The organism is Lysinibacillus canaveralius (assembly GCF_047301505.1).
Classification (GTDB): domain Bacteria; phylum Bacillota; class Bacilli; order Bacillales_A; family Planococcaceae; genus Lysinibacillus_B.
The window spans coordinates 2,938,555-2,964,597 of record NZ_CP154840.1; the positions used below are offsets into that span (position 1 = coordinate 2,938,555).

Here is a 26,043-nt window from a genome sequence, read left to right on the forward strand (position 1 = left end):
GCCAAACTATACTTTTTCCTTACTTCGCATATCCCTTAAAAAGGAAAAGCGACTTTGGTTTTCAGAAAAAAATGTAAAAGAAACGTGCAATAAGCTTATTATGAGTCACACATCGTTCTCTGTCAAATGAACTTCCAATGAATGGCCAAAATTTTACTAATTTACTACTTTACTTTTACCGGACCTAACAATTCTTCCAGTTCTTCCATATTAATTTCTACAAGGCCATCATGAGACTTCAAGCTTTTCACTTGTACATAATTCAGTAACTCTGACGGTGTGATGGAGAAGATAGTGGAGGCAATCTCATATAATGGAAGCTCCTCAATCACCTTTTTTCGCCATTTTTTTTCAACGCAGTACACCCATAACTGTTCCATTGTAATTGCATCATACTCATATAAATGAAACTCCTCTAACTTGCTTTGTAAAATTATATCCACTTTGTGATATAGCGCCTCGTAAGGAACCGTCATTTCTTCCACCCCTAATCGTTAGTTTTAATGGCAGGTGCAGTTGCATACAAATATTGTATATGAAACTTTTAAAAAGAGAAAGGGTTGCGCCAGCTAATGACTTCTTTTGTCAAAGGGACTCTCCTGTTAACGATTGTCATTTTCTTGTCTAAATTATTTGGATTTGTTTATCGCATGCAGTTTATGCGTATTGCAGGGGAAGAGGTTGTAGGAATTTATATGACTGCCTATCCTGCATTCATTTTCTTCATTTCTCTTGTGCAGCTTGGTCTGCCAATTGCTTTGACGAAAGTGGTGGCTGATTTTTATGCCAAAGGAAAAAAGGTAGAAGCAGCAAGCGTCCTCAAGACATGTATGCGTATTTCTACCATTTCTATTATTATTCTGTTACCTGTTCTTTTCTTCATCACACCAAAAATTGCTGAAATCTTCCTGCAAAGCAGCGGGACACGCTATCCCCTGATCATTGCTATTTGTACGGTACCGATTGTCGTCTATGGAGGTATTATCAAGGCTTACTTGCTTGGAGCAGGTAAAACTTCCCCGACTGCTTGGTCTTCTCTTATTGAACAAGCCATTCGTATTGGGGCGATTACATTTGCTCTTCCTTATTTCTTAACAGGTACAAGCACAACGGATGCTGCCTATGCAATGGGGATGACAGCGCTTGGTGAATTAGGTGCTTTCCTCTATCTCTTGCTGCACTATCAATTTACAAAACAGCGCAGCGACAAGAAAGTTGGAACACACCCAAGTGGTCCTCTGTTCAGAATTGCATTACCATCAGCCGGCAGTAAATTATTTGGTACATTTACATGGTTTTTAGAGCCGATTGTTTTTCTAAAGGCGCTAACAATTTCCGGTATGACAGCAACCGCTGCTACAACATTGTACGGAGTCATCTCTGGTGTACACATACCACTTCTTCTGTTTCCAGCATTTATACCGGCGGCTCTTTCCATCATTCTCATTCCAGCTGTTAGTGGTGCTGCAGCTGTCCATAACACACGTCTACTGAACGAACGTATTATCATCTCTTTACGGCTGTCATCGCTCATTGGATGCTACGCTGCAACATATTTCCTACTATACGGTGACTTTCTCGCCAGGGAGCTGTTTCACTTAAAAGATGAGACAGGCTATATGAAAATACTCGCCCCAATTTTCTACTTCTATTATATACAAAGTCCACTGCTTTCTATATTACAGGCGCTAGACAGAGCACGTGTTGCCATGATGAACTCCATCTACGGCGGTCTTGGCAAACTGTTACTCATGCTTGTTCTGGCAGCACAGCCGATGCTGCAGCAATTCGGAGCAATCATCGCAATCGGGTTCGGTGTCCTGCTCACATCATTTTTACATATTGCGTCTGTACGTAATATGCCAAACATTCATGTAGGCTTCCGTCTGTTCGTTGCCTCTTATAGCTGTTTTGTTTTAACAAGTGTTATTCAGTCATTCGTTTCCTACAACTCAGAAATTTTCAGTATGGTAATCACATTCATTTTATTAACCGTTCTTCTTATTGTGACAAAGCAAGTGAAGCTAACGGACCTTCGTTATGTGCGTATGTTATTTGCGCGCTTTTAATTGATAATGAAGCTTTTCATTTTCATAACAGCAATAAAATACTTCATCCATACTATGAATCCCCTCATTACGCAGCATATCTTCCAGCCATTTTCGATTCTTACCGATGAAAGTGAGATGTTTTTCATCGACATATCCATCTAATATAAGCGGTAATATAAACGGGTCCTTTCCTTTTTGAAATACGGAAAGCTTCCCTGATTGCTCTAAAAAAGCATAAGCAATGCTTTGAACAGAAGTAATTCCTTGTTCTCGAAGTTGTTGGAATAAATCATCTAGGTTGTACCTTTGCCTTCGCATTTCAGCTTCTACAATGCGGCCATCTCTAATTACAATTGTCGGGTCTCCATCAATGGCGTCCCGCATCTTTTTGTTTTTTAATATAAAGAGCGCGTTCAAATATTGAATAATGAACAATAAAATGATCGGGACCACGGCCAGCATCAATGGCTGATCTAAATTATCAATTGCAAGTGAGGCCACTTCTGCAATCAAAACATATACGGCAAAATCAAGCAGACTCAGCTCGCCTACTTCACGTTTACCCATCAAACGAAATACGATGAGAACAATAATGTATAAAATCAATGTCCTGAAACTAATTAGCCAATAATCTCCCACATTTAACACCCTTTCTTCGTTCAAGTGTAGGCCAACAGCCGACACCTTATACAGAAAAAAGATAGTGAGAGCGGCAATGTTAGCTGGTGGGCAGAAAGCGCATCAAGGAATGGAGCTCTTCTTTCCTTACAACTTAAAAAAGGGTTGTCCCATACTGATATACAGATGGGACAGCCCTTTTCGACTATTGTTCAAATACACGGCCAATTGCTTGACGCTCAAATTTCAACGTTGTGTTATTGTCTATTTTCAGATAAACTGCTGTATCTTCAATTTTATCGACTTCACCATGAAGACCGCCGATTGTAACGACTTTGTCTCCTCGTTTTAAACTGTTTTGCATTGCATTTGTTGCCTTTTGTCTTTTTTGTGCCGGACGGATCAGGATGAACCACATCGCGACGAACATTAAAAGAATCGGAGCTAATTGAATCAGTGCTTCCACGTAAATATCCCCCTTTCGAGCATTCTCACTTCATTAGTATAATATAAATTCTTTCAATCCGCTCGGATTTACGAAGAAAATCCTAACTTTTTCTCTTATATGAAAGAAATTACTACAAAAACTACTAGAAATTTTTAGCGTCTGGCTTGTTATAGCCATATTTCTCAAAGAACTCTTCTTTAAAATCACCTAGGCGGTCTTCTCTGATAGCCTGGCGAACATCCTCCATCAGCTTGATCAAGAAGCGCAGGTTATGATATGAAGTCAAGCGCAGCCCAAATGTTTCCTCTGTGCGAAGTAAATGACGTACATATGCACGCGTATAGTTTTTACATGTATAGCAGTCGCAATTTTCATCAATCGGACGGAAATCACTTGCATATTTTGCATTTTTAATGACCATGCGTCCTTCTGAAGTCATCAACGTGCCGTTACGTGCAATTCGTGTCGGTAATACGCAGTCAAACATATCGATTCCACGAATTGAGCCATCGATTAGTGAATCCGGTGAACCTACTCCCATCAGGTAGCGTGGCTTGTCTGCCGGCATCATCGGTGTTGTGAAATCTAGTACACGGTTCATAACATCTTTCGGCTCTCCTACAGATAGGCCGCCGACTGCATAGCCTGGGAAATCAAGTTCAACTAACGCCTCTGCTGAGCGACGGCGTAAGTCTTCATATTCTCCACCTTGGATGATACCAAATAACCCTTGTTCATCCGGACGCTGATGCGCTTCCTTACAACGCTTTGCCCAGCGTGTCGTACGATCAACAGATTGCAGCATATATTCATGTGTTGCAGGATATGGTGGACATTCATCGAATGCCATCATAATGTCTGATCCTAAATCATTTTGGATTTCCATTGCCTTTTCCGGACTCAAGAAGAGCTTGTCTCCATTTAAGTGATTACGGAAATGTACACCTTCTTCTTCGATTTTACGGAACTGACTTAGGGAGAATACTTGGAAACCGCCTGAATCGGTTAAAATCGGACGATCCCAGTTCATGAATTTGTGCAGACCCCCTGCTTCTTTCACGATATCATTGCCAGGACGCAGCCATAAATGATATGTGTTTGAAAGAATGATGCCTGCATTCATTTCTTTCAATTCTTCTGGAGACATCGCCTTTACTGTCGCTTGTGTTCCTACCGGCATAAACGTCGGTGTTTCAAATGAACCGTGCGGCGTATGCACGATACCAAGGCGTGCACCTGTCTGCTTGCAAGTTTTAATTAATTCATAACGAATTGGTGGTTGTGTCATATCAATATTTCCTCTCGTTTCTAAAGTAAAAACAGTACTTCGAATGAAACCCATTCCTTTGAATGAGCCCTGCTAAAATGTTTTTAACGGTTGTTTCGTGGACGAATATACATTGCATCTCCAAAACTAAAGAAGCGGTACTTTTCTTTTACTGCTTCATTATACGCATGAAGAATCGTTTCTTTTCCAGCTAATGCACTTACTAACATAACAAGGGTAGATTTTGGTAAATGGAAGTTTGTAATTAGCCCATCAATCGCCTTGTATTCGTAGCCAGGGTAAATGAAAATGTTTGTCCATCCTTGCTCGGCACGGATTTCTCCGTCATATTTGCTAGCAATTGTTTCTAGCGTACGTGTCGAGGTCGTACCGACAGAGACAATCTTGTTGCCGGCTAGCTTCGTGCGGTTAATAATCTCTGCTGCCTCTTCTGTCACACTGTAAAATTCCGAATGCATATCATGGTCTTCAATCGAATCCACACTAACTGGACGGAATGTACCAAGTCCCACATGCAGTGTAATGAATACTACATTGACACCCTTATCCTTAATTTGCGCCAAAAGCTCTTCAGTGAAATGTAATCCGGCTGTCGGAGCTGCCGCAGAACCACGCTCACGTGCATAAACAGTTTGATAGCGGTCCTGATCTTCCAGCTTCTCACGGATATAAGGAGGAAGAGGCATTTCTCCTAGTTTTTCTAAAATTTCATAAAAAATACCATCATATGAAAATTTGAAGGTACGTCCGCCATGCTCAAGCATGCCTGTACATGTTGCTTTCAGGAGCCCGTCTCCAAATGTGACAACTGTACCGATTTTTACACGCTTCGCTGGCTTTACAAGTGTTTCCCACTCATCGTCTCCTGTTTGTTTTAATAGGAGAAGTTCGATTCCAGCTCCTGTATCTTCCTTTGTCCCCATTAGACGGGCCGGCAATACTTTTGTGTCGTTTAACACAAGGCAGTCGCCAGCCTCTAGTTCGTCCAAAATATGACTAAATTGATGATGCTCTACTTCTTGTGTAAATGGATTAACAACCATCAACCGACTCGCTGTTCGGTCGAGAAGTGGTGTTTGGGCAATCAATTCTTCTGGTAAGTGAAAATCAAAATCTTCTACTTTCATTTTTGTAACTTCCTATCGTTTAATTTTGTTCAGGATATGCATAACCGAAATGTTCATACGCCATGTGTGTTGCAACACGGCCACGCGGCGTTCTCTGTACGAATCCGATTTGTAATAGATAAGGCTCGTACACTTCCTCAATCGTGATCCGCTCCTCGCCGATTGAGGCCGATATCGTATCCAAGCCAACCGGTCCACCAGTAAAACGCTCAATGAGAGCAACCATCAATTTATGGTCGATATGATCAAGTCCTCTTGGATCCACCTGCAGCAATTCCAATGCCTGGTTTGCTAAATCAATTGTAATCCGGCCGTCTCCCAGAACTTGTGCATAATCCCGTACCCGCTTAAGCAAACGGTTGGCAATACGCGGTGTACCACGCGATCGGCGTGCCATTTCATATGCAGCATGCTCGTCTATCTCTACATTGAATAACTGTCCGCTGCGGACAACAATATGTGCCAGAGAGGCTTCATCATAATATTCAAGACGGAGGTGTACACCAAAACGGTCTCGCAGCGGTGCTGAAAGAGCCCCAACACGTGTTGTGGCACCGACCAATGTAAATGGAGGCAAATCGAGCCTTACCGAGCGTGCCTCAGGTCCTTTTCCAATGACGATATCGAGACAAAAATCCTCCATCGCCGGGTACAAGACCTCTTCAATAGCACGAGGAAGACGATGGATTTCATCGATGAACAACACATCACCTGGTTCCAAGGAGCTTAAAATTGCTGCCAGATCCCCTGGACGTTCAATCGCAGGTCCGCTCGTCATTTTTACGTTTACGCCCATTTCATTTGCTATTACTACCGCAAGCGTTGTTTTTCCTAAACCCGGAGGACCGTATAATAACACATGATCCAAGCTTTCTTCACGCAATTTCGCCGCCTCAATAAAAATCTTTAGATTGTCCTTTACTGTCTGCTGGCCGATATATTGCGAAAGTCTTTGAGGTCTCAGTGATAATTCAAATTGTTCATCAAATGTACTTGATTCACTTGATAATAAACGATCCGACATTTTCGGTCCCCCTCTCTTACTTCATCTTTAATAATAATTTTAGTGCCTGTTTCATATAGGCGTCCGTTGTAGCCAGAGAGTCATCCTCTTCAAGCTGCGGCTTTACTTTCAGCAGCTCTTTTTCAGAATAGCCAAGCGCCGTTAATGCCAGCATCGCCTCTTCAAGCTCTTGCTTATTCGGATTGACACCAAATAACGGCAGTTCATCTTCAGCACTAGGCAGCTCCATCACATCCATTAGTGAACCCAGCTTCCCTTTCAAGTCGAGGATCATCTGGCGGGCCGTCTTCTTGCCGACACCAGGGAACTTTACTAAAAATGCTTCGTCCTCCATTTCAATTGCTTGAATGACATGTGTTGGTGAACCACTCGCTAAAATCGCAAGGGCCCCCTTTGGACCGATGCCTGAAACCTGAATCAGTTTACGGAACAATTCCCGCTGCTCTAAACTTGTAAAGCCAAATAGTGTATGTGCATCTTCCCGCACATGCATATGTACATAAATTTGCTGAAGCTGGTTATTGACACGGAATGCATATGGATTTGGTGTATACAGCTGGTAGCCGATTCCTTGTACATCTAATACAGCGTATTCCGGTGTCACACGTGTAACTTGTCCTTTTATATAATCGTACATTTCATTTCCCCTCACATTCAACCTTGATATTATACCATACTGTTCGCTTTTTTCCCCGAACAACATACTTTTTATCGGAATTTCCTGCTTCCCCCTCCCTCTCCTGCCAACTACAGCTATACTACAGACCTAAAACCTGCTGGAAAAAAGTATGCAGCTCATACCAATTGCTGTTTACCTTTTATTATTCACAAAAAGAAACCGCCTGCCAGCAGGCGGTCATGATAGCTCATGTACATGTTTCATGATTCTCGACCACATAAACAAAGACCTTTCTGTGAAGGGGTTTACATACTTGAGCAAGTGTTCTTTTTGTGACTCGCTTATCTGTAGTAAATACAGCCATTCTCTAAGCAATTCATTCGGGTAAATAAGATATGCCAATTTATGCCGCACATTTTCTGCGTATGGCTGCTCATATAGTAAAGCTTTTACATCATACTGCATATGAGGCAAGACACGATGCATCCATAAAATAACCTCTTCCGAAGGGTCTCCTAGACAGGCCAAGTCAAAATCGATTAATACCGGCGTTTCGCCTAATAGAAAATTATGATGTACTACATCTCCATGAAGCAGCGAGTGAGTAGTATCTTTAGGGGTTTTCATCTTTTTGAGCGCCAGTTCTCCAAGACTTACAATCGTATGGAAATTAGCGCCCAGCAAAGGAGTTAATTCCCTTTCTTTACTAATGAACTTTGATAATCTAGCTTCCCATTTTCTGCGCAAGTCCTGCCTCGGCAAGTATGGGCCCTCCCAGCCAATCGTCGCTTCATGCAGGGCCTGCAGCATCGCTAAAGTTTTCGTTCGGTCTTCCCGTTTCTCATAGCTGGCTGGCTTTCCTTCTATCCATTTGTGTACGATATAAGGTGTTGCTCTTTTAGATGTCATGGGAGCAATATAAGGGAACTTCTGTTTCGTTAACTGTTCATGTATGAATCGGACTTTATTTGCTGCAAATGAATCCTCATAATACTTAACAAAAAACGCGCCCGTTTCCGTATCATAGCGCCAGCAGTTCTCCTTTAATTGCATGGCCTATCGCCAATGCTGCTGTGTGGAATGCGGAAATGGGTTTGGCGCGCATGGGGATTTTGCAGCGTTTTCAATTTGCTTAATATCCTCATAATACCCTTTTACTTGCTCTTCCTTATCTGGACAAAACGGTCTGCTGGATTCACACACATCAACAGGCTGGTACATTAATTGGTCATCCATCGGTTGGTAGTACATTGGCTGCTGATACATCGGTTGCTGGAACATTGGCTGCTGATGCATTGGATATTGATGCATCGGCTGGTGGCAGCCACACGGTGAGTGGTGGTGCATCGGCTGGTGGCAGCCATATTGCTGGTGATGGAACATCGGCTGGTGGCAATCATATGCCGGCTGCTGGAACATCGGCTGATTGCATCCACATGGTGATGGATGATGCATTGGCGGGTGATGCATTGGTGGATGGTACATCATTGGCTGCTGGTATTCCTCGTGTTCATATGGTATCTCCTCAAAAGGCATTTGTTCTACGGACTCATCAGTAGTAGACTCTTCGAACACCGGCTGCTGCTGCATGGGTTGTTGTACTGGCTGTTGAAGTATTGGCTGTTGAAGTATCGGCTGTTGGTAAACAGGCATTTGATAGATCGGCTGCTGGTAGGTTGGCATATAGGCCATCTGGTATATAGATGGCATAAAGGCGTATGGATTATAGGTTGGTTCCGGCTGAAGTTCAGGCATTGGCATTGGCTGTGGTTGAGGCATCGGCTGTGGTACCTCTGCCGGTTCCTCCACATATTGCAATTCTTTAGTAGGCTTCCACTCCATTTCCTTCTCCTTCATCTCATGGACTACTTTACTTTTGTCTCCTTTAACGGCTTCCTTTCCAGTCATGCCGCTTTTTTCCGGAAGGAAGATTTCCATTCCAGGCACAATATAATCAGGATTCGCTAGTTGCGCATTCAGTCGCTTCAATTCATCAAAACCAATCCCATACTGTTTTGCGATTTTCCACAAGGTATCGCCCTTTTGCACAATATGAACTCGCATGCATTGCCTCCTTTTCTCGCTATAGCATATGCCTACATCTAAAAAACGACACAATTTTTGGGCGCAACGACAACTGTCATGATACACTATGCTTACAGCAATTGTTTTTTGACATACAGAGGTGATATATATGAAGAAATTGCTGGGGGAGGAGCGCCGTCTAAAGCTTCTAACTTTATTAAAACAACAGCAAAGGCCCATAACTGGCACTGATTTAGCAAAACATACAAATGTATCGCGTCAAGTGATTGTAAACGATATGAATCTCTTGAAGGCCCGGAATGAACCGATTGTTGCAACAAGCCAAGGCTACCTGTATATGGAGGAGCAGCGTACAGGCATTTTCGAGCGGAAGATTGTCTGCATGCATACAGGTGAACAGACTCGGGAAGAGCTTTACACAATTGTCGATTGCGGTGTCACAGTGGAAAATGTCATTATTGAGCATGCGGTATACGGAGAAATTACGGCGTCCATCCTTGTATCCAATCGGCTTGAGGTTGACCTCTTTTTAGACAAATTAGCGGAAACGAATGCAAACTTTTTATCTGCCCTTACAGGCGGAACACACCTTCATGTAATTTCCGCATCAAGCGAGGATTTACTTGATAAAGCGGTAGACAGGCTCCGAGAAAAAGGGCTTCTGGTGGAAAATTAAAAGAGATTGCCATGCTATTACGCTGGCAATCTCTTTTATTTGACTACTCATTAACTTTAAAAGGCATAAATCAAAGCCATTTTGTTCTTTCATATTGAAAAGCTATTCAATCAATCGTAGTTTTTATCTTTTCAATAATTTTATTATAAATCGGCTTCATATGCTCTTCCTTGGAATACTCATTCACTTCACTGATCGGCAGCCATGCAACTCCGCTATTTTCTGCTTCTGCAACTTGTAAAGACTGTGTTTCATCCGCTTCAATTAAATAAGCTACATTTAAATGAAGATGCGGTGTGATAAAACGACCTTTCTTCATATGTCCTACAACCGTCAGTACATCGAGTGAAAAAATATCTGTTGTAACAGGTGTTCCTTTGACTCCTGTTTCCTCTTCAACTTCCCGCAATGCCACCGCTAGGAAATCAGTTTCTCCATCAGCATGTCCACCTGTCCAGCTCCATGAATGATAAATATTATGATGTACCATTAAAACTTTTGAACGGTCCGGATTCACAACAAAGCCTGAGCATGTCATATGGGCGATTGCATTGTTTCTCGTCAATACATCCTCAAATGTGTCCAAGCATGTCCTTATTACCTGTTGGTCTGCCGCTTCCTGCTCATTATAGGGCGAATAGTTTAATAGTTGTTGCTTCCAGTCCATACGCGCTGCCACCTTTTCATCATAGTTCTCCTATTATATCACGATAAAAAGCGGGCACGCTCCTCCTTAGTCGGCAGCATACAGGCATCTTTCTTTCCAAACAATCTGTAGCGATTTTTAGCAAATAGATCATACAATGGGTCACGTAAAGGTTTTGGGATAATGATACCAATATATAAAACTGACCATAAACCCTTCAGCCTTTTCGCAATACGAAGAGCAGCTGTTGATTTTGTATAAGCTTTATCTTCCTCAATAAGCACAAGACTATCAATTCCTTGAAGTTTGTGGCGGGTAACAAGCTCTTGTCCTATATCACTTTGAAGTGATGCGAACTTAAAAGCACCGTTGTCCCGCTTCATGATGAATTGCACACTGGCATCACAGAAATTACATATACCGTCAAATAAAATGATTCGCATCTAATCCCCTCATTCCGGTGTGTTATATGTATAGTATGTACCAAGTGACTTCACGGAGCAACCGAGAGCCCTCAGCTCTTCCACAGCTCCCTTCATCATTGACTCTTCTTCATCCGCCAACACGTCGATAATGAAGAAGTAATCTCCTAATCCTGTTTTAAGTGGACGCGATTCAATCTTACTCAAATTCAGCTTCCGCCAGGCAAATACAGATAATACCTGATGTAAAGCTCCGGACCCATCCGTTGGCAATGTCAGCATAAATGTTGTCTTTGGTCCGCTGCTTGCCTGCTCTTTTGGCATTCTGCTATTTTCCTTCGATAAAACAAAAAACCGTGTATGATTGAAGTGAAAATCATGAATATTCTGCTCTACAACCTCTAGTCCATACCTTTCAGCTGCGGAATAATTGCCAATCGCGGCAATGCATTCATCCGGTGATTCAGACACGAGTTTTGCAGCAGCAGCGGTAGATGAATACTGATTAAGAGGGACTCCACCGAAATTATAAAACAAATATTTATGACATTGGGCAAGTGCATGCGGGTGTGAATAAATGGCTTTAATATTTTTCCATTGGTCGACCTGATTTTTATGTACCATCAAATGCTGTTGAATTTTCGATAAAACTTCTGCCGTAACGTATAGATTGGCCTCGTGGAATAAATAATCCACCGTTAAGGGGACAGAACCTTCTAGCGCGTTTTCAATCGGGACGACCGCTAAATCAACTTTCCCATCGGATACTGCCTCGATACATTCTGGTATGGTTGAGCAAGGGAACAGCCATTCTTCCGGAAATAACCCTTTTGTAGCTAAATAAGTAAATGATGCTTCTGGCCCTAAATAAGCAATTCGTTTATCCCACTTTTCCTGTGACATGTTATAGCCTCCATATCTGTTGTTTCTAAATTTTCAGTTAATGATAGATAAAAAAGAGGGAGCGCATGCTTGCGCTCCTAGCTCTTTATAATGCGCCCGAACTGATGACTTCCGCTGATTCTACAAAATCCAGTCTCTTCAATGTCTGCATCCATTCATCCAGTTCATGAATCATACTTGTGACATCAAGTGAGAGCGTAACATTTGCCCGTCCCTGAATTGGAATCGTCTGGTGGATCGTCAGTACGTTGCAATGTGCTTCTGATACGAGCTCCAGCAATTTCGCCAATGCGCCTTTACGGTCCTGTAATTGGATAAATACAGTTAATATACGTTCCTGCACAATGGAGTGGAAGGGAAAAACGGCATCACGATATTTATAAAAGGCGCTCCTTGATAAATCCACTTCTTTTACAGCGTCCCAAATAGAGGCGACCTGTCCACTTTGAAGCAATTGCTTCGCTTCTAATGTTTTTTGCATCGCGTCTGTCAGTACATCTTCACGCACTAAATAATACCGTTGATTAGCAACGTTTTTCATACTCTTCCCTCCAAAGCTAAAACCTTAGTCAATAAATTCAAATTCAAATTCTAATAGGCGTACCGTATCACCATCAGTTGCACCACGTTCACGCAGAGCCTCGTCAACTCCCATCGCACGCAATTGACGTGCAAAGCGACGAATACCGTCTTCGCGGCTGAAGTCTGTCATTTTGAATAAACGTTCGATTGAACCGCCCGACAGGACAAATGCACCGTCGTCATCACGTGTGATGTCAAAATTATCCTTCTTCGATTCGTGTTTGTAAAGAACTGTTGCATCGGATTCTTCCTCTGTAATTTCATGAAGCTGGAATTCAGGGGTTACTTCCAACAAGTCAGCGATTTCAAATAATAATGGCTTTAGCCCTTGTCGGGAAACAGCTGAAATTGGGAATATCTTTACATCCTCTTTAACCTTCTTTTTAAACTCTTCCAAGTTTTCTTCAGCGCCCGGCATATCCATTTTGTTTGCAACAATAATTTGTGGACGTTCTGTTAAACGAAGGTTATACTCTTCCAGTTCTTTATTGATCGTTACGTAATCATCATATGGATCACGGCCTTCCATGCCGCTCATATCAATTACATGGACGATTACACGCGTGCGTTCAATATGTCGCAGGAACTGCATACCAAGACCTACACCTTGATGGGCTCCTTCAATCAGGCCTGGCAGGTCAGCCATTGCAAAGCTTCGGCCATCTTCCGTTTCTACCATTCCTAAGTTCGGTACGATGGTTGTAAAATGATATGCGCCGATTTTCGGCTTCGCTGCCGATACAACAGAAAGCAGTGTTGACTTTCCAACAGAAGGGAATCCTACCAGCCCTACATCTGCCAATACTTTTAATTCTAAAATTACATCCAGTTCTTGACCCGGTTCACCTTTTTCAGCAAGCTCTGGGGCAGGGTTTGCTGGAGTTGCAAAGCGTGAATTCCCACGGCCTCCACGACCTGCTTTTGCGATGACAGCACGCTGGCCATCTTCTACTAAGTCTGCAATAACGGCCTTTGTTTCTGCGTTGATTACTACTGTCCCTGGCGGCACTTTAACAATCAGATCTTCTGCACGGCGTCCATGCATTCCTTTACTCATACCATGCTCGCCACGTTCCGCCTTGAAATGGCGCTTATAGCGGAAGTCCATTAGCGTTCGAAGACCTTCGTCCACTACAAAGACAACATTTCCACCATGTCCTCCGTCTCCGCCGGCTGGTCCGCCATTTGGTACATATTTTTCACGGCGGAATGCAACCATTCCGTCTCCGCCGTCTCCACCTTTAACGTATATCTTTACGTGATCGACAAACATTACTTCCACTCCCTATTTTGCATTGCTATTTTGAATGACACGGCTGTCTGTTCCAGCGTCTCTACATAGAATGCTTCCGTTTCTGTATGAAAATGCGGTATTTCTGTAAAGTTCCCGGTAAAATGAACGGTTACTTTCCATCCACCCGCAGCACCTGCAACCTCGATTTTCAAATATTGCTCTGAAAAAACATCTAATCGCTCATGCACATGAATAATTGTCTCTTCCAAGTATTCTACAATCGGCTCGTCCCATCGTTCGTTTAAGGATTCCGTTACATTGCTTGATAGGGTAATTAAAAATTCAGGGTGGCGCCATTTTAGCGTCTGTAAAAACTCAACCGTCTTAGGCCATCCGATTTTCCCTAAACCTGAAAACTGCTGGCATTGCAGTGAAATTTCATTGATAAGCTCCTTTGCTTCTTCCACCCGACCTAGGTCAAGATTCATTTTAATCAAATGAAGCTGATTTAAAAAATCATGATTGGTAAAACGTAACACGTCTTTTACCGTAAACGACTGCCCCATACCTTCACTCACCCCACTACTGTTATCCTACCTAGTATAACAATTTTTTAATTACTTTTCCTTCAAAACGTAATACTTGGAACATTCCAATAATCCATACAGGAAATCCTGCCTTTTCCAAAGAAAAACATAGTTATGAGGTATCTCTATCATTTAAAAACCCATCATTTCCTAGTCCTCAAAAAAAAGTAGACAAAGTCAAAACGACTTTGTCTACGTTTTTTTTATGCTTCTTGAGCTACTGGGTATACAGATACTTTTTTCTTATCGCGGCCCATGCGTTCGAATTTTACAACGCCATCAACTTTCGCGAATAGAGTATCGTCACCACCACGGCCTACGTTTGTACCTGGGTAGATTTTTGTACCGCGTTGACGGTAAAGAATTGAACCACCAGTTACGAATTGACCGTCTGCACGTTTAGCACCAAGACGTTTCGCCTCAGAGTCACGACCGTTCTTTGTAGAACCTACACCTTTTTTAGATGCGAAGAACTGAAGATCTAAAGTTAGTAATAACATCTTTGTTCCACCTCCTACACCATTTTATATTTTAGTTCAATATAATCCGAATAGCTAGCAGTCATTGTGTAGAACTGTGTAACCATAGTATTCAGGATTACTTGTAGTTTATCGTCTGTTTCAGGATCGAGGTCATTCGGCAATTTTACAGATAAATAGCCGCCTTCAGCGCCCTGTTCGATTTGCGGCTGGATGCCTGTGATATGATGAATCGCATTTACTGCACCAAAGGCAACAGCAGAAGCACCAGCACATACAAGATCACGGCCATATACATCAGATAAGGCATGTCCTGAAATCTCAAATCCATACGATTTACGATTTTCATCGCTATAAATAGTTACCGTAATCATTCGGTTCACCTCACTGATTAAGCGTTGATTGCTTCAACAACTAATTTAGTGTATGGTTGACGGTGACCTTGTTTACGACGGTAGTTTTTCTTCGCTTTTAATTTGAAAACAGTAATTTTCTTTTGCTTGCCTTCTTTCACAACTTTCGCTGTTACAGTAGCGCCAGCAACAGTTGGAGCACCAACTTTAACTGTTTCTCCACCTACGAATAAAACTTTGTCAAAAGTAACGATTTCGTCAGCAGCTACACCTAGTTTTTCAACATAGATTTCTTGACCTGCTTCAACTTTGATTTGTTTACCACCAGTTTCGATAATTGCGTACATTAAAATGCACCTCCTCTAATAAACTAAGACTCGCCTGTTATTGAAAGGTGACCGCATTTCGCGGCTCTTAGGCACCTTGCCAGTGCGGTTGTAGCGGGTGCTACAAACAATAACATTAAAATACTACCACGCTCCGCCTTTCAAGTCAACCGATTCATTACAACTTTTTCAAATGCTGAACGGTACTTCCGGAATCTCCATTCTCCTATTACTTCGCTCCATAACAAGAGACTTAAGACAGCTAGGAAAATAGATTGTGGTAGCATTAGGAATGTTACTACCACTATTATAGTAATAAAACTTAAGGAAAGCGATATATAATACTCGTAGATCTTTTTCTTTGGGTTCATTTTCAATAAAAAATTACAAAGAATTTGTCCACCGTCAAGCGGATAAATAGGAAGTAAATTTACAAGAAGAAGGGTTAGTTGAATAATAGCAAATTCTTTCTGAAACAGAGTGGGTACAAATGAGCTGCCTGCATAGGCAACGAGGGTAAATAACGGTCCGCCTGCAGCGATCCACATAAGAGACGTATAGGACGGGGCTTGTCCTGTTGCAAATTGAATATTCGCCCCAAAAGGAAGCATGGTCACTCTTCTCACTTTCACCCCGCGAAGCCACGCGAAAAGAAGGTGACCTGCCTCGTGCCAAAGCAAAGACACGAGGACAAGGAAATAATGCGCTATATGTCCACTCAATGCCCATATAAGCAGCATTGCCAAAAACACCGGATGGATTCTTATATTACCCATATTGCTTTAGCCATTCCACCGTTTCTTCTAAGCTCAGCACCCGTCCGTTTTTTTCAATTTGGATGAATAATTCGCCCGCTTCCTTTACCCCGATGACCTCACCGGCTGCAACCGTACTGTACGGCAAATGATAAAAATCATCGATGAATCCAAACGTCACACTATATCCATCGTCATAAGCAATAGAAAGGACTTTCCCCGTCCTTGCAGTATGCCCAGTATACACAATGACACCTGATTGTATTGCCGCAATTGTCACCGGCTCCTCATAGGCGAGCATGAATCCTTTATCATACCGTTTGATCGCTACAAATTTCACGAGCTCCCCCTTCGAAGTCGAGGCAACCTCCACCAGCTCTTCTTGTGAAAATAACTCACTTACTGTATGCCGCATCATTGTCATATGCTCCGTGCTATAAACAATTCGTGATATCACGTGCCTTACCGATTCATTAGAACTGTTCAAACCGATATAAATGACAACGCATAGAATAAGCGAGGTAAGCCATTGCCATGCTTTCATGTCACCATCCTTTTTATTATCATATGTCAGTAAGTACAAAAAAACGCCCTTTAGCTCATTACTAAAGGACGTTTCCTATTTATTTTGAGAAAATGGACTTTAACCTTGCAAAAACACCTTTGGACTCTTCCTCCAACTTCATCAGAGGAACAGATTCACCCAGGATTCTGCGGGCAATATTACGGTAGCCAAGAGATGCTCTATTATTTGGATCCATTACAATAGGCTCTCCCTTATTAGAAGAGCTGATGACATCTTCACTATCAATGACGATACCAAGCAAGTCTATTGATAAATGCGAAGTTACCTCTGTAATATCCATCGTATCGCCACTGTCCATCAAATGCTTTCGAATTCGGTTGATAATCAGTTTAGGCGCTCCGATTGCTTCCTGCTCAAGTAATCCTATGATACGGTCAGCATCACGGACCGCAGAAATTTCCGGGGTTGTTACAACGATTGCCTGATCCGCTCCGGCAACAGCATTTTTATACCCCTGCTCAATACCCGCTGGACAGTCAATTAACACATAGTCAAATTCTTGTTTCAAGCCCTCAATCAGACTCTTCATCTGCTCTGGATTTACAGCGTTTTTATCAGTTGTTTGAGCAGCTGGTAATAAAAATAGTTTGTCATCGACACGCTTGTCTTTCACAAGCGCCTGGTTTGGCTTACAACGGCCTTCCACTACATCGACTAGGTCATAAATAATACGATTTTCCAAACCTAGTACAACGTCTAGATTACGAAGGCCGATATCAGTATCTACTAAACATACTTTTTTCCCTTGAAGAGCCAATGCAGTTCCAAGATTAGCAGTTGTAGTTGTTTTACCGACCCCGCCTTTACCTGAAGTTATTACGATTGCTTCACCCACATTAGCTTCCCCCTTTAAATGTATTCAAAAATGGCCGAAGCTTTCTTATGTCCTGTACATGACTATAAGAAATTTCACCATATGAATTCAAATACGCGCATAGTTGTTCTCTATGCTTAAGTACAAATTGTTGCTCGTTGCTCATCATTTGCGTCTGATCTGCGATTAACACATGTGTCGGCGCAAAAAAGGCAGCTGTGATGACCGCTTCCTTATTCCCTCCGGCTCCTGCATGCGCAATCCCCTTCAGCTTGCCGAGCACGTATATATTTCCACCCGCTTCGATTCGACCATTAGGATTTACATCCCCCACGATCACTATGTCTCCGGGAGAACGGACAATCTGTCCTGAGCGAATGATCCCTGCATAAATTTCACATTTTTGTTGTAAAATCCGCTGATTGCTCTCTTCGGTTGTGAGCACATCACTTTGTACCTTTGAAACTCGCATCTTCCCTGTATTTTGTACAACTTCAGTCAGCTGCTTTCTTTGCTGTTCTGTACAATATCGATTCCCGAGGTGAAGCTGCACCTCTACTTTACCATCTATGCCACCTTCTGAAACTTTGCGCTCCAGCTCTTCGACTAGCTCAGAATAAGCACATTGGTCATCCAGTCGGAGTACTAGTCCATCTTTTGTCCCCTTGATATGGACATACGACTTCTTCATAGTTAAAGTGACACCTCACGCTTCCATTTTATTATGTCATACTGCGTTCCCGCTCAAGCAGCCGTGCATTAATTAAATATTTAAATGCCCAGCCGAGCATAAGTAAAAATAAAAGGTTTGCCCCGATTGTTGGTAATAAGCGTCCATTTAAAAATTCCATAAATGGCATAGCCGTAAAATCGATGAGCAGGAAGAATTCATAGAGCAGGAACTCCATTCCAGCAACAAGCAGCACAGCAAGCACTGTCGTAATAAGCAAATGCTGATGGATAAATTTAATACTCCAACCTGCGATGAAGCATACTAATGGATATAGCACTGAATATAATCCAATAATATCAATGTAAAATACATCATACAAGAGTCCAAAAATCAGACCATAGATGACTGCACGTTTACGATTGTAATAAATAGAAATGAAGATTAAGTATAGTATTAGGAAACGCGGTACGAGATAGGCCGTATAGTCCTTAAAGTAAATAGGAGAAAACTTGGCAAATTCAGGTTCCAGCAAAAACAGCAGGACGGCGACGAATGGTATTAAATATCGGACCATTATTCGTCACCTTCTGCTTTTGTATTTTCATTTGTTAAATCATTATTCGTTCCTGCACCGTCCAGGCCATCAATTGATGTAATAGAACGCTCTGCAATAATTACTTCCTCTAATAGCGAGAAGTCTGCAGATGGTTTAACAAATGCCATTTTTGTCAGTCCGAAATCATCTGTCGTCACCTCAGTAATTTCGCCAATCGGAATACCTTTCGGGAAGATTCCCCCGAGACCAGAGGATACTACTTTTTCCCCAACCTCAATTTTTTTGCTGGAATCAATCCGTTTTAACACTAACTCGTTTCGTTCTGCATCGAAGCCTTCAACAAGTCCGTAAACATCCTCTTTTTCAGCTTGCACTAATGCAGATACACGGTAATTCGAATTATTTGTATATAAAAGTTCTACCTCAGAAGTATATGGCGTCACAAGAATAATTTTCCCGATAAGCCCACGAGCTGTCATAACAGCCATATTTTTTTCCACGCCGTGCTTGGAACCTTTATTTAAAATGATTTTTTCTTCCCATTGATCAGGGTTTCTCGCAATGACCGTCGCATGGATTGGATTATAATCAAGCAGGCTCTGTTCTTTATCGCTAAGCTCCTGTAAATTGGCATTTTCCTTTTCCAAATTGTGAACTTTCGTCTGCAGTACTGCAAACTCCTCCAAACGCATTTTCAATCGTTTATTTTCTTCATACGTATTCAATAATGATTCAATTCCGCTGAAAATACCTGTTATGTAATTTGTCGGCTTTGCTACAATACCCTGTGCAAAGCCGACTGTATCCTTAATAATCTGTTCTGGAAATGTCGCGTTCTGACGATCACGTAATGAGAAGCTAATCAATGCCACAAGGAAAATAACACTTACTAAAAGCACTATCAGTTTCTTATTTGAAAAATGTGGCATTGCCTATCCTCCTTATCCCTTCATTTGCTGGGAGCGAACTAAATCAATATGATCCAATGCCTTGCCAGTACCGATTGCTACACAATCAAGCGGCTCCTCGGCAATAAATACCGGCATTTGTGTTTCATCACTGATTACTTTATCAAGGTTACGAAGCAATGCGCCCCCACCTGTTAAAACAATTCCGCGTTCCATTACATCGGCTGATAATTCAGGAGGTGTTTGCTCTAGTGTCTTTTTCACGCCGTCGACAATCGCCGTAATGGCTTCACGTAAAGACTCTGAGATTTCCTTTGATGTAATTTCTATCGTTTTCGGCAAACCTGTTAAAAGATCACGGCCGCGGATATCCATTTTTTCGTTTTCATTTTCTACACGTGCTGTACCAATTTCCATTTTGATAGCTTCAGCAGTGCGTTCACCAATTGTTAAATTATATGCTTTGCGGATGTACGTAATAATCGATTGATCCATTGCATCACCGCCGACACGTACTGACTCGCTCGTTACGATACCACCAAGTGAAATAACTGCTACTTCTGTTGTACCGCCTCCGATGTCAACAACCATCGAACCAGTAGGATCCCAAACAGGTAGATTTGCACCAATAGCTGCTGCAAATGGTTCCTCGATTGTAAATGCTTCTTTTGCACCGGCCTGGCGTGATGCATCAATAACCGCACGTTGTTCTACAGATGTAATACCATATGGTACACAAATCATCACATTAGGTTTTTTCCAGTTCGAACCTGATGTTTTCAATGCTTCATGCAAGTAATATTTAATCATCTCTGTTGTAATGTCGAAGTCTGCGATAACGCCGTCTTTCATCGGACGAATCGCGACGATTGAACCTGGTGTACGCCCAATCATATTTTTTGCATTATTCCCTACTGCTACAATGTCACCAGTCTTTGTATTTTTCGCTACTACAGAAGGTTCACGAAGAACGATTCCTTTTCCTTTAACGAAAACTAATGTATTCGCTGTGCCAAGATCAATCCCGACATCCTTATTTCCTAATCCAAACAAATTAAGTACTCCCTTTCTATACAAGCCGTTCTTATGAGTTAGCTGAAATCATACGCTCTATTATAGCGGATACAAGTTCAAAATTGTAGTGCCACACCACCCATTCCTGAACTTTTTGTCACAATTTCGCTACTAATAAAGTTTACCTCTTCTATTGTATTTGTATTTGTGAGATGAAACAAACAAAAAAGCTATGTAACTTTTAACAATTACATTGCAAATCTATGACGTTATTCATCCAAAAAAGGTTCGTTGTCACATTATCGTAATATAACAAAAAAACCACGCCCGGTAAACGACGTAGTTTTTCCTTTTAGCCCTAATATCTCCACCTGTGTATTTTCACGAAAAGAATACCATTTTACAAACAGATTGCAGGTTGACCGCTCTTGAACACTCAAGCTTAGAATTAATAAATAGATTATATTCTCATTATATTTTCCAGTTAAAAGGAAACGACAATTCTAAACATACCCTTTTTCTTTCATACTAATAAATTGATGGTCACCAATGATAATATGATCAATTAACTCAATACCAATAATGTGGCCTGCCTCCATCAGCCGTGTCGTCACTTCGATATCTTCCGGGCTTGGAGTCGGAATGCCGCTCGGGTGATTATGGGCACAAATGATGGATGCGGCGGATCGTTTCACCGCCTCCCTGAAAATTTCCCTCGGGTGCACAATAGAAGCATTGAGACTGCCGATAAAAATTGTCTTTTTATGTAGCACCTGATTTTTCGTATTCAGGAAAAGAACGACAAAATGCTCCTGGGTAAGCGAAGACATATCAGGCATCAAATAATGGGCAGCATCGTCGGGGGAGCGGATTGTAAAGCGCTCATTCATCTCTTTCTGCGAGAGGCGGCGGCCAAGCTCAATCGCAGCTAATATGTGAACAGCTTTTACCTCTCCTACTCCTTTCACCGACATCATTTCCTCAATGGTGGCGTCCCTTAATGCATGGAGCTTTTCAAAACTCATCAGTATGCGATTGGCAAGCGCCAATACAGATTCCTCTTTTGTACCTGTACGAAGCAGGATAGCTAATAACTCTTGATTCGACAAACTTTGCGGCCCTTGCCGAATTAGCCTCTCTCTTGGCCGGTCTGCTTCATGGACATCACGGATTTTCAATTGTGAAACTGGTGAAAGCGTCAAATATGTCACTCCTTTAGATTGAAATATAATCCAGTGACAATAGCCTTTCTACTAAAGATGCTAACGGTAAACCAACAACGTTATTATAATCGCCCTCAATGCGATCCACGAAAAATACACCATCCGTTTGAATGCCGTATCCTCCTGCCTTATCGAACGGATCTCCAGATGCTACATACGCCGCAATCAAAGATTGTGGAACATTTTTAAATACAACCTTTGTTTCTTCTACAAAGGTTGATTCTTTTCCATCAGGTGTTATGACAGCAACTGCCGTCATCACTGCATGCGTTTTTCCCGACAGAGTCTGCAGATGCTGAACAGCCTCTTCTGGAGAGACAGGCTTATGCAGCAGACGGTCCTCATAGACGACAATTGTATCGGCCCCAATCACCGTCTTTTTTTGGCATTTTCTCGCTACATCTCTCGTTTTCAACAATGCTACCTCTGTTACATATTGCTGTACACTTTGTGCTGTTACACTTGTCTCCTCCACATCGCTTGTAACCACTTCAAACGGAATATGAAGCAACCCAAACAATTCTTTTCTGCGCGGCGATGCAGAAGCGAGTACAAATTCGTGTGTTGTAGTAAATTTCATGTTAGTCCCCCCTGAGCACTATCATAGCGGACAATTCAATTTTTGAAAAACCCTAACCATATGTCAAATTTTTATTTTCCCCATTTTTTATGAGTCAAATTTTATTTTTAAACAATCATTTTCTCCATAAAATTGCGCTAACGCATGCAGCCGAATGACATTCAGGTCATTCGAAAGAGGCGCAATGCTCTTGATAAAGGTAGTCCATTCCTCAGGAAGCTTTCCATCTTTGTCGGTTGCCTCAAAATTATTTTTCAGCTTATTTTCATCCTGTAAATAGGTTGGTATATCAGCAATTGTATTTTTTGAGCACCCATTGCTGGAAAACTGAAAGGATTTAGAGAAAGAAGCTGGAACCGTTTCTTCTGTCAATTTGGCCAGCGCAACTTTCGACCATACATAAAATGTGTCAGCTACCTGAATAACGACCGCTTTATTTAATGTAGGATTTTGTGCTAAAAAAGCCGAAGCGCTGTCGAACGTTGTAAAGGCTCCATACTGGCTTGCATAAAACCGTGCTGTTTGTTGCGGAGCTGCGTTTGCTTCTACAGTTTCCTCCTTTTCGCTCGCTTCCTGGACTTCGGCCGAATCGTTTGCCGTAATGAGAAAGAGAGCAAAAGCACCTACTCCTGCCAGCCCAATCAACATACCAAGAGCCGCAGCCCGGAAAATTTGTTTTGTACTGATGAATTGCTTTGAAAACATCGTCATCACCTCTAGCACAACAGTAACAAATAAAAATGAAAAAAGGACAGGAGCCTTGTCGCCCATGCCCTAAAATTTATCGACAAATACTTTTATTTTTCGCGTAGAAGCTGCGCTCGTAATGCAGCAAGTAAATAGAGGGACCCCGTAACAAATTTAATACTGTGCTCGTCAACTGGCTCCAGCAAATACTTAACCGGATCATGTATAATCCGGCGATCAACTGCATGGCTTTTCTTAATTAAATCCTTCGCCTTCATTGCACGCTCGTTATCAAAACTCACAAAGGTAAATGTCGTGCTCACCGTTTCAAGTAGGCGAAGAGCCGTTTCTACATCTTTATCAGCAAGCATCCCGATGACAAATTCAATATTTTTACGTGGAAACTGTTCTCGAATCGTCGCCACAAGCTTCTCTACACTTGCAGGATTGTGAGCCCCGTCGAAGTATACATTCGGCAGCACCTCTTCAAATCTTCCGGCAAGTGTAGCATTGGCAACCCCTCTCTTTATCAGTTCGGTCTCCCCGCTGTTCCCTGTCAGCAAAAATGCCTTGATGGCAAGTGCCATATTTTCTCCTTGATGAACACCCGGCAGCTTCCGTTCAAGGGATGTAACTTGGAGTTCAGGTGATGTAAAACCATCGTTTTCCATCGTAAACTCCTCCCCTAGTATATAAAGAGGCGCATTTTTGTTCACTGCCTCTTGCTTGACTATATTCAGAGCCTCCTCTGGAAGTTTTCCCACAACCACGGGTATACCTTGCTTCACAATACCTGCCTTATGTGCTGCAATCTCAGAGAGTGTATTTCCCAGGAAATTCGTATGTTCTAAAGAGATACTTGGGATCACGGATACGAGTGGAAGAATAACGTTTGTACTATCAAGGCGTCCTCCCATCCCTGCCTCAATAAGCGCAATATCAACCTTCTGCTTTTTAAAGTATAAAAAGGCGGCACACGTCAATAATTCAAAATCTGTGCATTTGCCGTCTAGACCGCTCTCTTTCATCTCTTGAAAGAGCGTATCCATCTCTTTAGGAGTTATTTTTTCACCGTTAATTTGTATTTGATCATGTACATCCAATATACAAGGGGACGTAAACTTCCCTACCGTTTTCCCATGTTCACGAAGGATGGATTCCAAAAATGCAATAGTCGAGCCTTTTCCGTTTGTTCCAGCTACATGAATGCAGGCTGTATCTTGTTCAGGATGATTGAGTAAAGCAAGTGCCTGTTTCATGGCATCAAGACCAGGCTTTATTGCATTCTCACTGTTTACCTGCCATTTTTCCTTGTAATGTTCAAATCCTATTATCATGTTCGTTCCTCCTAATAATTACACGCCTATGTCATTGCACTCTTTAGAAAGGCGAGAGGCTTTTGTTGTAAGAAGTTACAAAAGATCTTACCTCAGCTATAAAATAAAGAGATCCCGTAATAACGAGAAGATCGTCTTCTCCCATTCTATCTTGCAGCTCAAAGAGCAAGGAACGCCAGTCTTTTTGGACAAATTTACAACTATGCTTACTTTCCTCTGCCAGAACCTCTGCCTTAGCAGCACGTGGAAGATCAATTTCAGTAAAGTACATTTCACATGCCATACTTTCCATCAACTGGATACTCACCTGATGGTCCTTATCCTGGAGGGCTGCATAGACAAACTTATATCGCTTGTCCGGCTCTACTTGAGAGAGCGTTTGAAGTAAGGCGGCTGTTCCTTCAGGATTATGGGCCCCGTCAAGTATTATTTGAGGTGCTATCCGTTCAAAACGCCCTTCCCAACTAGCTTTCCCCAATCCTGTGCGAATTGTCTTTTCACTAATCGAGGGGTCATACAGGAGTGCTGCTGTAATGGCTAAAGCAGCATTATCCAGCTGATGAGCACCAGCCATCCTAACATAAACCTCCTCCATCTTCCTATCCAAAGCCTTATAAGTGAGCAATTGCCGCTCTGCTTGCTTTTCTAAATGAATTGTTTGATCTAACATATAAAGCGGTGCTTGACGCTCCTTTGCTTCCTTACAGATCACTTCTCGTGCCTCTGCATCCCTAACCCCTACGACCACAGGCTTTCCTAACTTAATAATTCCCGCTTTTTCGCCGGCGATTTCGGCAATCGTATCACCCAGCATATCTGTATGCTCCAGAGAAATTGTAGTGATGACGCTGACATCTGGAGTTAGCACATTTGTCGTATCAAGACGGCCGCCAATTCCTGTCTCAATAAGTGCTACATCCAATTTTTCCTGTGCGAAATATTGGAACATAATCAATGTCATAAATTCAAAAAAGCTTGGGAACATCCCATCTAATTGCCGATGAACAATTTCCACTATTTTATTAGCAAAGTACAAAAAGTCTTCATCTGCTATTTGTTTTTTGTTAATTGTAATCCGTTCATTTGGTCTCTCTAGATGGGGAGAAATGAAGGCACCGACCTTCAAACCATGTTCCATCAGAATTTCCCTTGTTGCATTCAGCGTAGAGCCCTTTCCATTCGACCCTGCAAAGTGAATGAAGCGTGTAGAAGCCTCTGGGTTTCCTAACGCCGCTAAAATTTTTCGTGCTGACTCAAGCGGCTGTCCCTTGTATTGGCTTGCCTTCAATGTAAAAATAAAATCCGTACAATCTTTCATTGTTTGAAACATCGTCAAGCCTCCCAGCGATTGATTATATGTATTATGTATTTGGCATGGCGCCATCGATGATTTTGTCCGTTAATCCTTTCACATTGTCTAATAATCAGGTCGATTTGTCTAGAAACAAATGAAAGGGAAATGCCGGATTGGCATCTCCCTA

Annotated in this window: 32 protein-coding genes and 1 other annotated feature; of the genes, 2 read left to right on the plus strand and 30 right to left on the minus strand. The window is 42.1% G+C overall.

Annotation, left to right across the window (positions count from 1 at the left end):
- Positions 1-164 precede the first annotated feature (164 nt).
- A complete protein-coding gene (locus AA0Y26_RS14925; protein ID WP_413362878.1) occupies positions 165-476 on the minus strand; it encodes a post-transcriptional regulator in 312 nt (103 codons plus the stop codon).
- Between the two features lie 96 nt (positions 477-572).
- On the opposite strand from AA0Y26_RS14925, the gene AA0Y26_RS14930 reads away from it, so the two are divergent.
- Complete coding sequence (locus tag AA0Y26_RS14930) at positions 573-2,069, plus strand: oligosaccharide flippase family protein (protein WP_413362879.1); 1,497 nt, start codon at positions 573-575, stop codon at positions 2,067-2,069.
- Here AA0Y26_RS14930 and AA0Y26_RS14935 read toward each other — a convergent pair.
- The 8 genes from AA0Y26_RS14935 to safA all read right to left on the minus strand — a co-directional run bounded on the left by AA0Y26_RS14935 (position 2,052) and on the right by safA (position 9,239).
- A complete protein-coding gene (locus tag AA0Y26_RS14935) occupies positions 2,052-2,690 on the minus strand; it encodes a DUF421 domain-containing protein (RefSeq protein ID WP_413362880.1) in 639 nt (212 codons plus the stop codon). The two genes, AA0Y26_RS14930 and AA0Y26_RS14935, sit on opposite strands and share 18 nt — an antisense overlap.
- 184 nt (positions 2,691-2,874) lie before the next feature.
- Complete coding sequence (gene yajC, locus AA0Y26_RS14940) at positions 2,875-3,135, minus strand: preprotein translocase subunit YajC (RefSeq protein ID WP_413362881.1); 261 nt, start codon at positions 3,133-3,135, stop codon at positions 2,875-2,877.
- A gap of 124 nt (positions 3,136-3,259) precedes the next feature.
- A complete protein-coding gene (gene tgt / locus AA0Y26_RS14945) occupies positions 3,260-4,405 on the minus strand; it encodes a tRNA guanosine(34) transglycosylase Tgt (RefSeq protein ID WP_413362882.1) in 1,146 nt (381 codons plus the stop codon).
- An 83-nt stretch (positions 4,406-4,488) separates the two neighbouring features.
- Positions 4,489-5,532, minus strand: coding sequence for a tRNA preQ1(34) S-adenosylmethionine ribosyltransferase-isomerase QueA (gene queA, locus AA0Y26_RS14950; RefSeq protein WP_413362883.1), 1,044 nt, complete (start codon positions 5,530-5,532; stop codon positions 4,489-4,491).
- Positions 5,533-5,551: 19 nt separating this feature from the next.
- Positions 5,552-6,556 (minus strand): Holliday junction branch migration DNA helicase RuvB, encoded by a 1,005-nt coding sequence (gene ruvB / locus AA0Y26_RS14955; RefSeq protein WP_413362884.1) that lies wholly within the window; start codon positions 6,554-6,556, stop codon positions 5,552-5,554.
- A gap of 16 nt (positions 6,557-6,572) precedes the next feature.
- Positions 6,573-7,193, minus strand: coding sequence for a Holliday junction branch migration protein RuvA (ruvA, locus tag AA0Y26_RS14960; RefSeq protein ID WP_413362885.1), 621 nt, complete (start codon positions 7,191-7,193; stop codon positions 6,573-6,575).
- Positions 7,194-7,412: 219 nt separating this feature from the next.
- Positions 7,413-8,228 (minus strand): phosphotransferase, encoded by an 816-nt coding sequence (locus tag AA0Y26_RS14965; RefSeq protein WP_413362886.1) that lies wholly within the window; start codon positions 8,226-8,228, stop codon positions 7,413-7,415.
- Between the two features lie 3 nt (positions 8,229-8,231).
- Positions 8,232-9,239, minus strand: coding sequence for a SafA/ExsA family spore coat assembly protein (gene safA / locus AA0Y26_RS14970; RefSeq protein WP_413362887.1), 1,008 nt, complete (start codon positions 9,237-9,239; stop codon positions 8,232-8,234).
- A 130-nt stretch (positions 9,240-9,369) separates the two neighbouring features.
- Here safA and AA0Y26_RS14975 point away from each other — a divergent pair, with 130 nt between their 5' ends.
- On the plus strand, positions 9,370-9,897 hold the full coding sequence (locus AA0Y26_RS14975) for a transcription repressor NadR (protein WP_413362888.1): 528 nt from the start codon (positions 9,370-9,372) through the stop codon (positions 9,895-9,897).
- Between the two features lie 106 nt (positions 9,898-10,003).
- On the opposite strand, the gene AA0Y26_RS14980 is transcribed toward AA0Y26_RS14975, so the two are convergent.
- The 21 genes from AA0Y26_RS14980 to AA0Y26_RS15080 all read right to left on the minus strand — a co-directional run bounded on the left by AA0Y26_RS14980 (position 10,004) and on the right by AA0Y26_RS15080 (position 25,892).
- Positions 10,004-10,564: an NUDIX hydrolase gene (locus AA0Y26_RS14980; RefSeq protein ID WP_413362889.1), complete on the minus strand. Its 561-nt coding sequence runs from the start codon at positions 10,562-10,564 to the stop codon at positions 10,004-10,006.
- 38 nt (positions 10,565-10,602) lie between these two features.
- A complete protein-coding gene (locus AA0Y26_RS14985) occupies positions 10,603-10,986 on the minus strand; it encodes a thiol-disulfide oxidoreductase DCC family protein (RefSeq protein WP_413362890.1) in 384 nt (127 codons plus the stop codon).
- Positions 10,987-10,995: 9 nt separating this feature from the next.
- The gene (gene pheA, locus AA0Y26_RS14990) at positions 10,996-11,868 is read right to left on the minus strand and encodes a prephenate dehydratase (protein ID WP_413362891.1); all 873 of its coding nucleotides are present in this window, start codon (positions 11,866-11,868) and stop codon (positions 10,996-10,998) included.
- Between the two features lie 85 nt (positions 11,869-11,953).
- A complete protein-coding gene (locus AA0Y26_RS14995; protein WP_036156597.1) occupies positions 11,954-12,409 on the minus strand; it encodes an ACT domain-containing protein in 456 nt (151 codons plus the stop codon).
- A gap of 24 nt (positions 12,410-12,433) precedes the next feature.
- Positions 12,434-13,723 carry a GTPase ObgE gene (gene obgE / locus AA0Y26_RS15000; protein WP_413362892.1) on the minus strand — a complete coding sequence of 430 codons (1,290 nt, stop codon included), beginning with the start codon at positions 13,721-13,723 and terminating at the stop codon, positions 12,434-12,436.
- Entirely contained in the window at positions 13,723-14,262 is a 540-nt protein-coding gene (locus AA0Y26_RS15005) for a Spo0B domain-containing protein (RefSeq protein ID WP_413362893.1), read from the minus strand. Before AA0Y26_RS15005 ends, obgE begins: the two co-directional genes overlap by 1 nt.
- A gap of 212 nt (positions 14,263-14,474) precedes the next feature.
- Positions 14,475-14,771, minus strand: a complete 297-nt coding sequence (rpmA, locus tag AA0Y26_RS15010; protein ID WP_036156590.1) for a 50S ribosomal protein L27 — start codon at positions 14,769-14,771, stop codon at positions 14,475-14,477.
- Between the two features lie 14 nt (positions 14,772-14,785).
- Positions 14,786-15,124, minus strand: coding sequence for a ribosomal-processing cysteine protease Prp (locus AA0Y26_RS15015; RefSeq protein ID WP_413362894.1), 339 nt, complete (start codon positions 15,122-15,124; stop codon positions 14,786-14,788).
- A 17-nt stretch (positions 15,125-15,141) separates the two neighbouring features.
- Entirely contained in the window at positions 15,142-15,450 is a 309-nt protein-coding gene (gene rplU, locus AA0Y26_RS15020) for a 50S ribosomal protein L21 (protein WP_008405205.1), read from the minus strand.
- 16 nt (positions 15,451-15,466) lie between these two features.
- Positions 15,467-15,550: a sequence feature (ribosomal protein L21 leader region), on the minus strand.
- A 40-nt stretch (positions 15,551-15,590) separates the two neighbouring features.
- A complete protein-coding gene (locus AA0Y26_RS15025) occupies positions 15,591-16,205 on the minus strand; it encodes a site-2 protease family protein (protein ID WP_413362895.1) in 615 nt (204 codons plus the stop codon).
- Positions 16,198-16,728: a peptidoglycan DD-metalloendopeptidase family protein gene (locus AA0Y26_RS15030; RefSeq protein ID WP_413362896.1), complete on the minus strand. Its 531-nt coding sequence runs from the start codon at positions 16,726-16,728 to the stop codon at positions 16,198-16,200. The genes AA0Y26_RS15025 and AA0Y26_RS15030 overlap by 8 nt, the downstream gene beginning before the upstream one ends.
- A 79-nt stretch (positions 16,729-16,807) precedes the next feature.
- Positions 16,808-17,605 carry a septum site-determining protein MinD gene (gene minD, locus AA0Y26_RS15035; RefSeq protein ID WP_413362897.1) on the minus strand — a complete coding sequence of 266 codons (798 nt, stop codon included), beginning with the start codon at positions 17,603-17,605 and terminating at the stop codon, positions 16,808-16,810.
- Position 17,606: 1 nt separating this feature from the next.
- Positions 17,607-18,275 (minus strand): septum site-determining protein MinC, encoded by a 669-nt coding sequence (gene minC, locus AA0Y26_RS15040; RefSeq protein WP_413362898.1) that lies wholly within the window; start codon positions 18,273-18,275, stop codon positions 17,607-17,609.
- A 31-nt stretch (positions 18,276-18,306) separates the two neighbouring features.
- On the minus strand, positions 18,307-18,831 hold the full coding sequence (mreD, locus tag AA0Y26_RS15045; RefSeq protein ID WP_413362899.1) for a rod shape-determining protein MreD: 525 nt from the start codon (positions 18,829-18,831) through the stop codon (positions 18,307-18,309).
- A complete protein-coding gene (mreC, locus tag AA0Y26_RS15050) occupies positions 18,831-19,742 on the minus strand; it encodes a rod shape-determining protein MreC (RefSeq protein ID WP_413362900.1) in 912 nt (303 codons plus the stop codon). The genes mreD and mreC overlap by 1 nt, the downstream gene beginning before the upstream one ends.
- 12 nt (positions 19,743-19,754) lie before the next feature.
- A complete protein-coding gene (locus tag AA0Y26_RS15055) occupies positions 19,755-20,774 on the minus strand; it encodes a rod shape-determining protein (protein WP_413362901.1) in 1,020 nt (339 codons plus the stop codon).
- Positions 20,775-21,238: 464 nt separating this feature from the next.
- Positions 21,239-21,937, minus strand: coding sequence for a RadC family protein (radC, locus tag AA0Y26_RS15060; protein WP_413362902.1), 699 nt, complete (start codon positions 21,935-21,937; stop codon positions 21,239-21,241).
- Between the two features lie 13 nt (positions 21,938-21,950).
- Complete coding sequence (locus AA0Y26_RS15065) at positions 21,951-22,538, minus strand: Maf family protein (protein WP_413362903.1); 588 nt, start codon at positions 22,536-22,538, stop codon at positions 21,951-21,953.
- Between the two features lie 87 nt (positions 22,539-22,625).
- Positions 22,626-23,309: a hypothetical protein gene (locus tag AA0Y26_RS15070; protein ID WP_413362904.1), complete on the minus strand. Its 684-nt coding sequence runs from the start codon at positions 23,307-23,309 to the stop codon at positions 22,626-22,628.
- A gap of 26 nt (positions 23,310-23,335) precedes the next feature.
- On the minus strand, positions 23,336-24,562 hold the full coding sequence (locus AA0Y26_RS15075) for a bifunctional folylpolyglutamate synthase/dihydrofolate synthase (RefSeq protein ID WP_413362905.1): 1,227 nt from the start codon (positions 24,560-24,562) through the stop codon (positions 23,336-23,338).
- Between the two features lie 43 nt (positions 24,563-24,605).
- The gene (locus tag AA0Y26_RS15080) at positions 24,606-25,892 is read right to left on the minus strand and encodes a bifunctional folylpolyglutamate synthase/dihydrofolate synthase (protein WP_413362906.1); all 1,287 of its coding nucleotides are present in this window, start codon (positions 25,890-25,892) and stop codon (positions 24,606-24,608) included.
- Between the last annotated feature and the right edge of the window lie 151 nt (positions 25,893-26,043).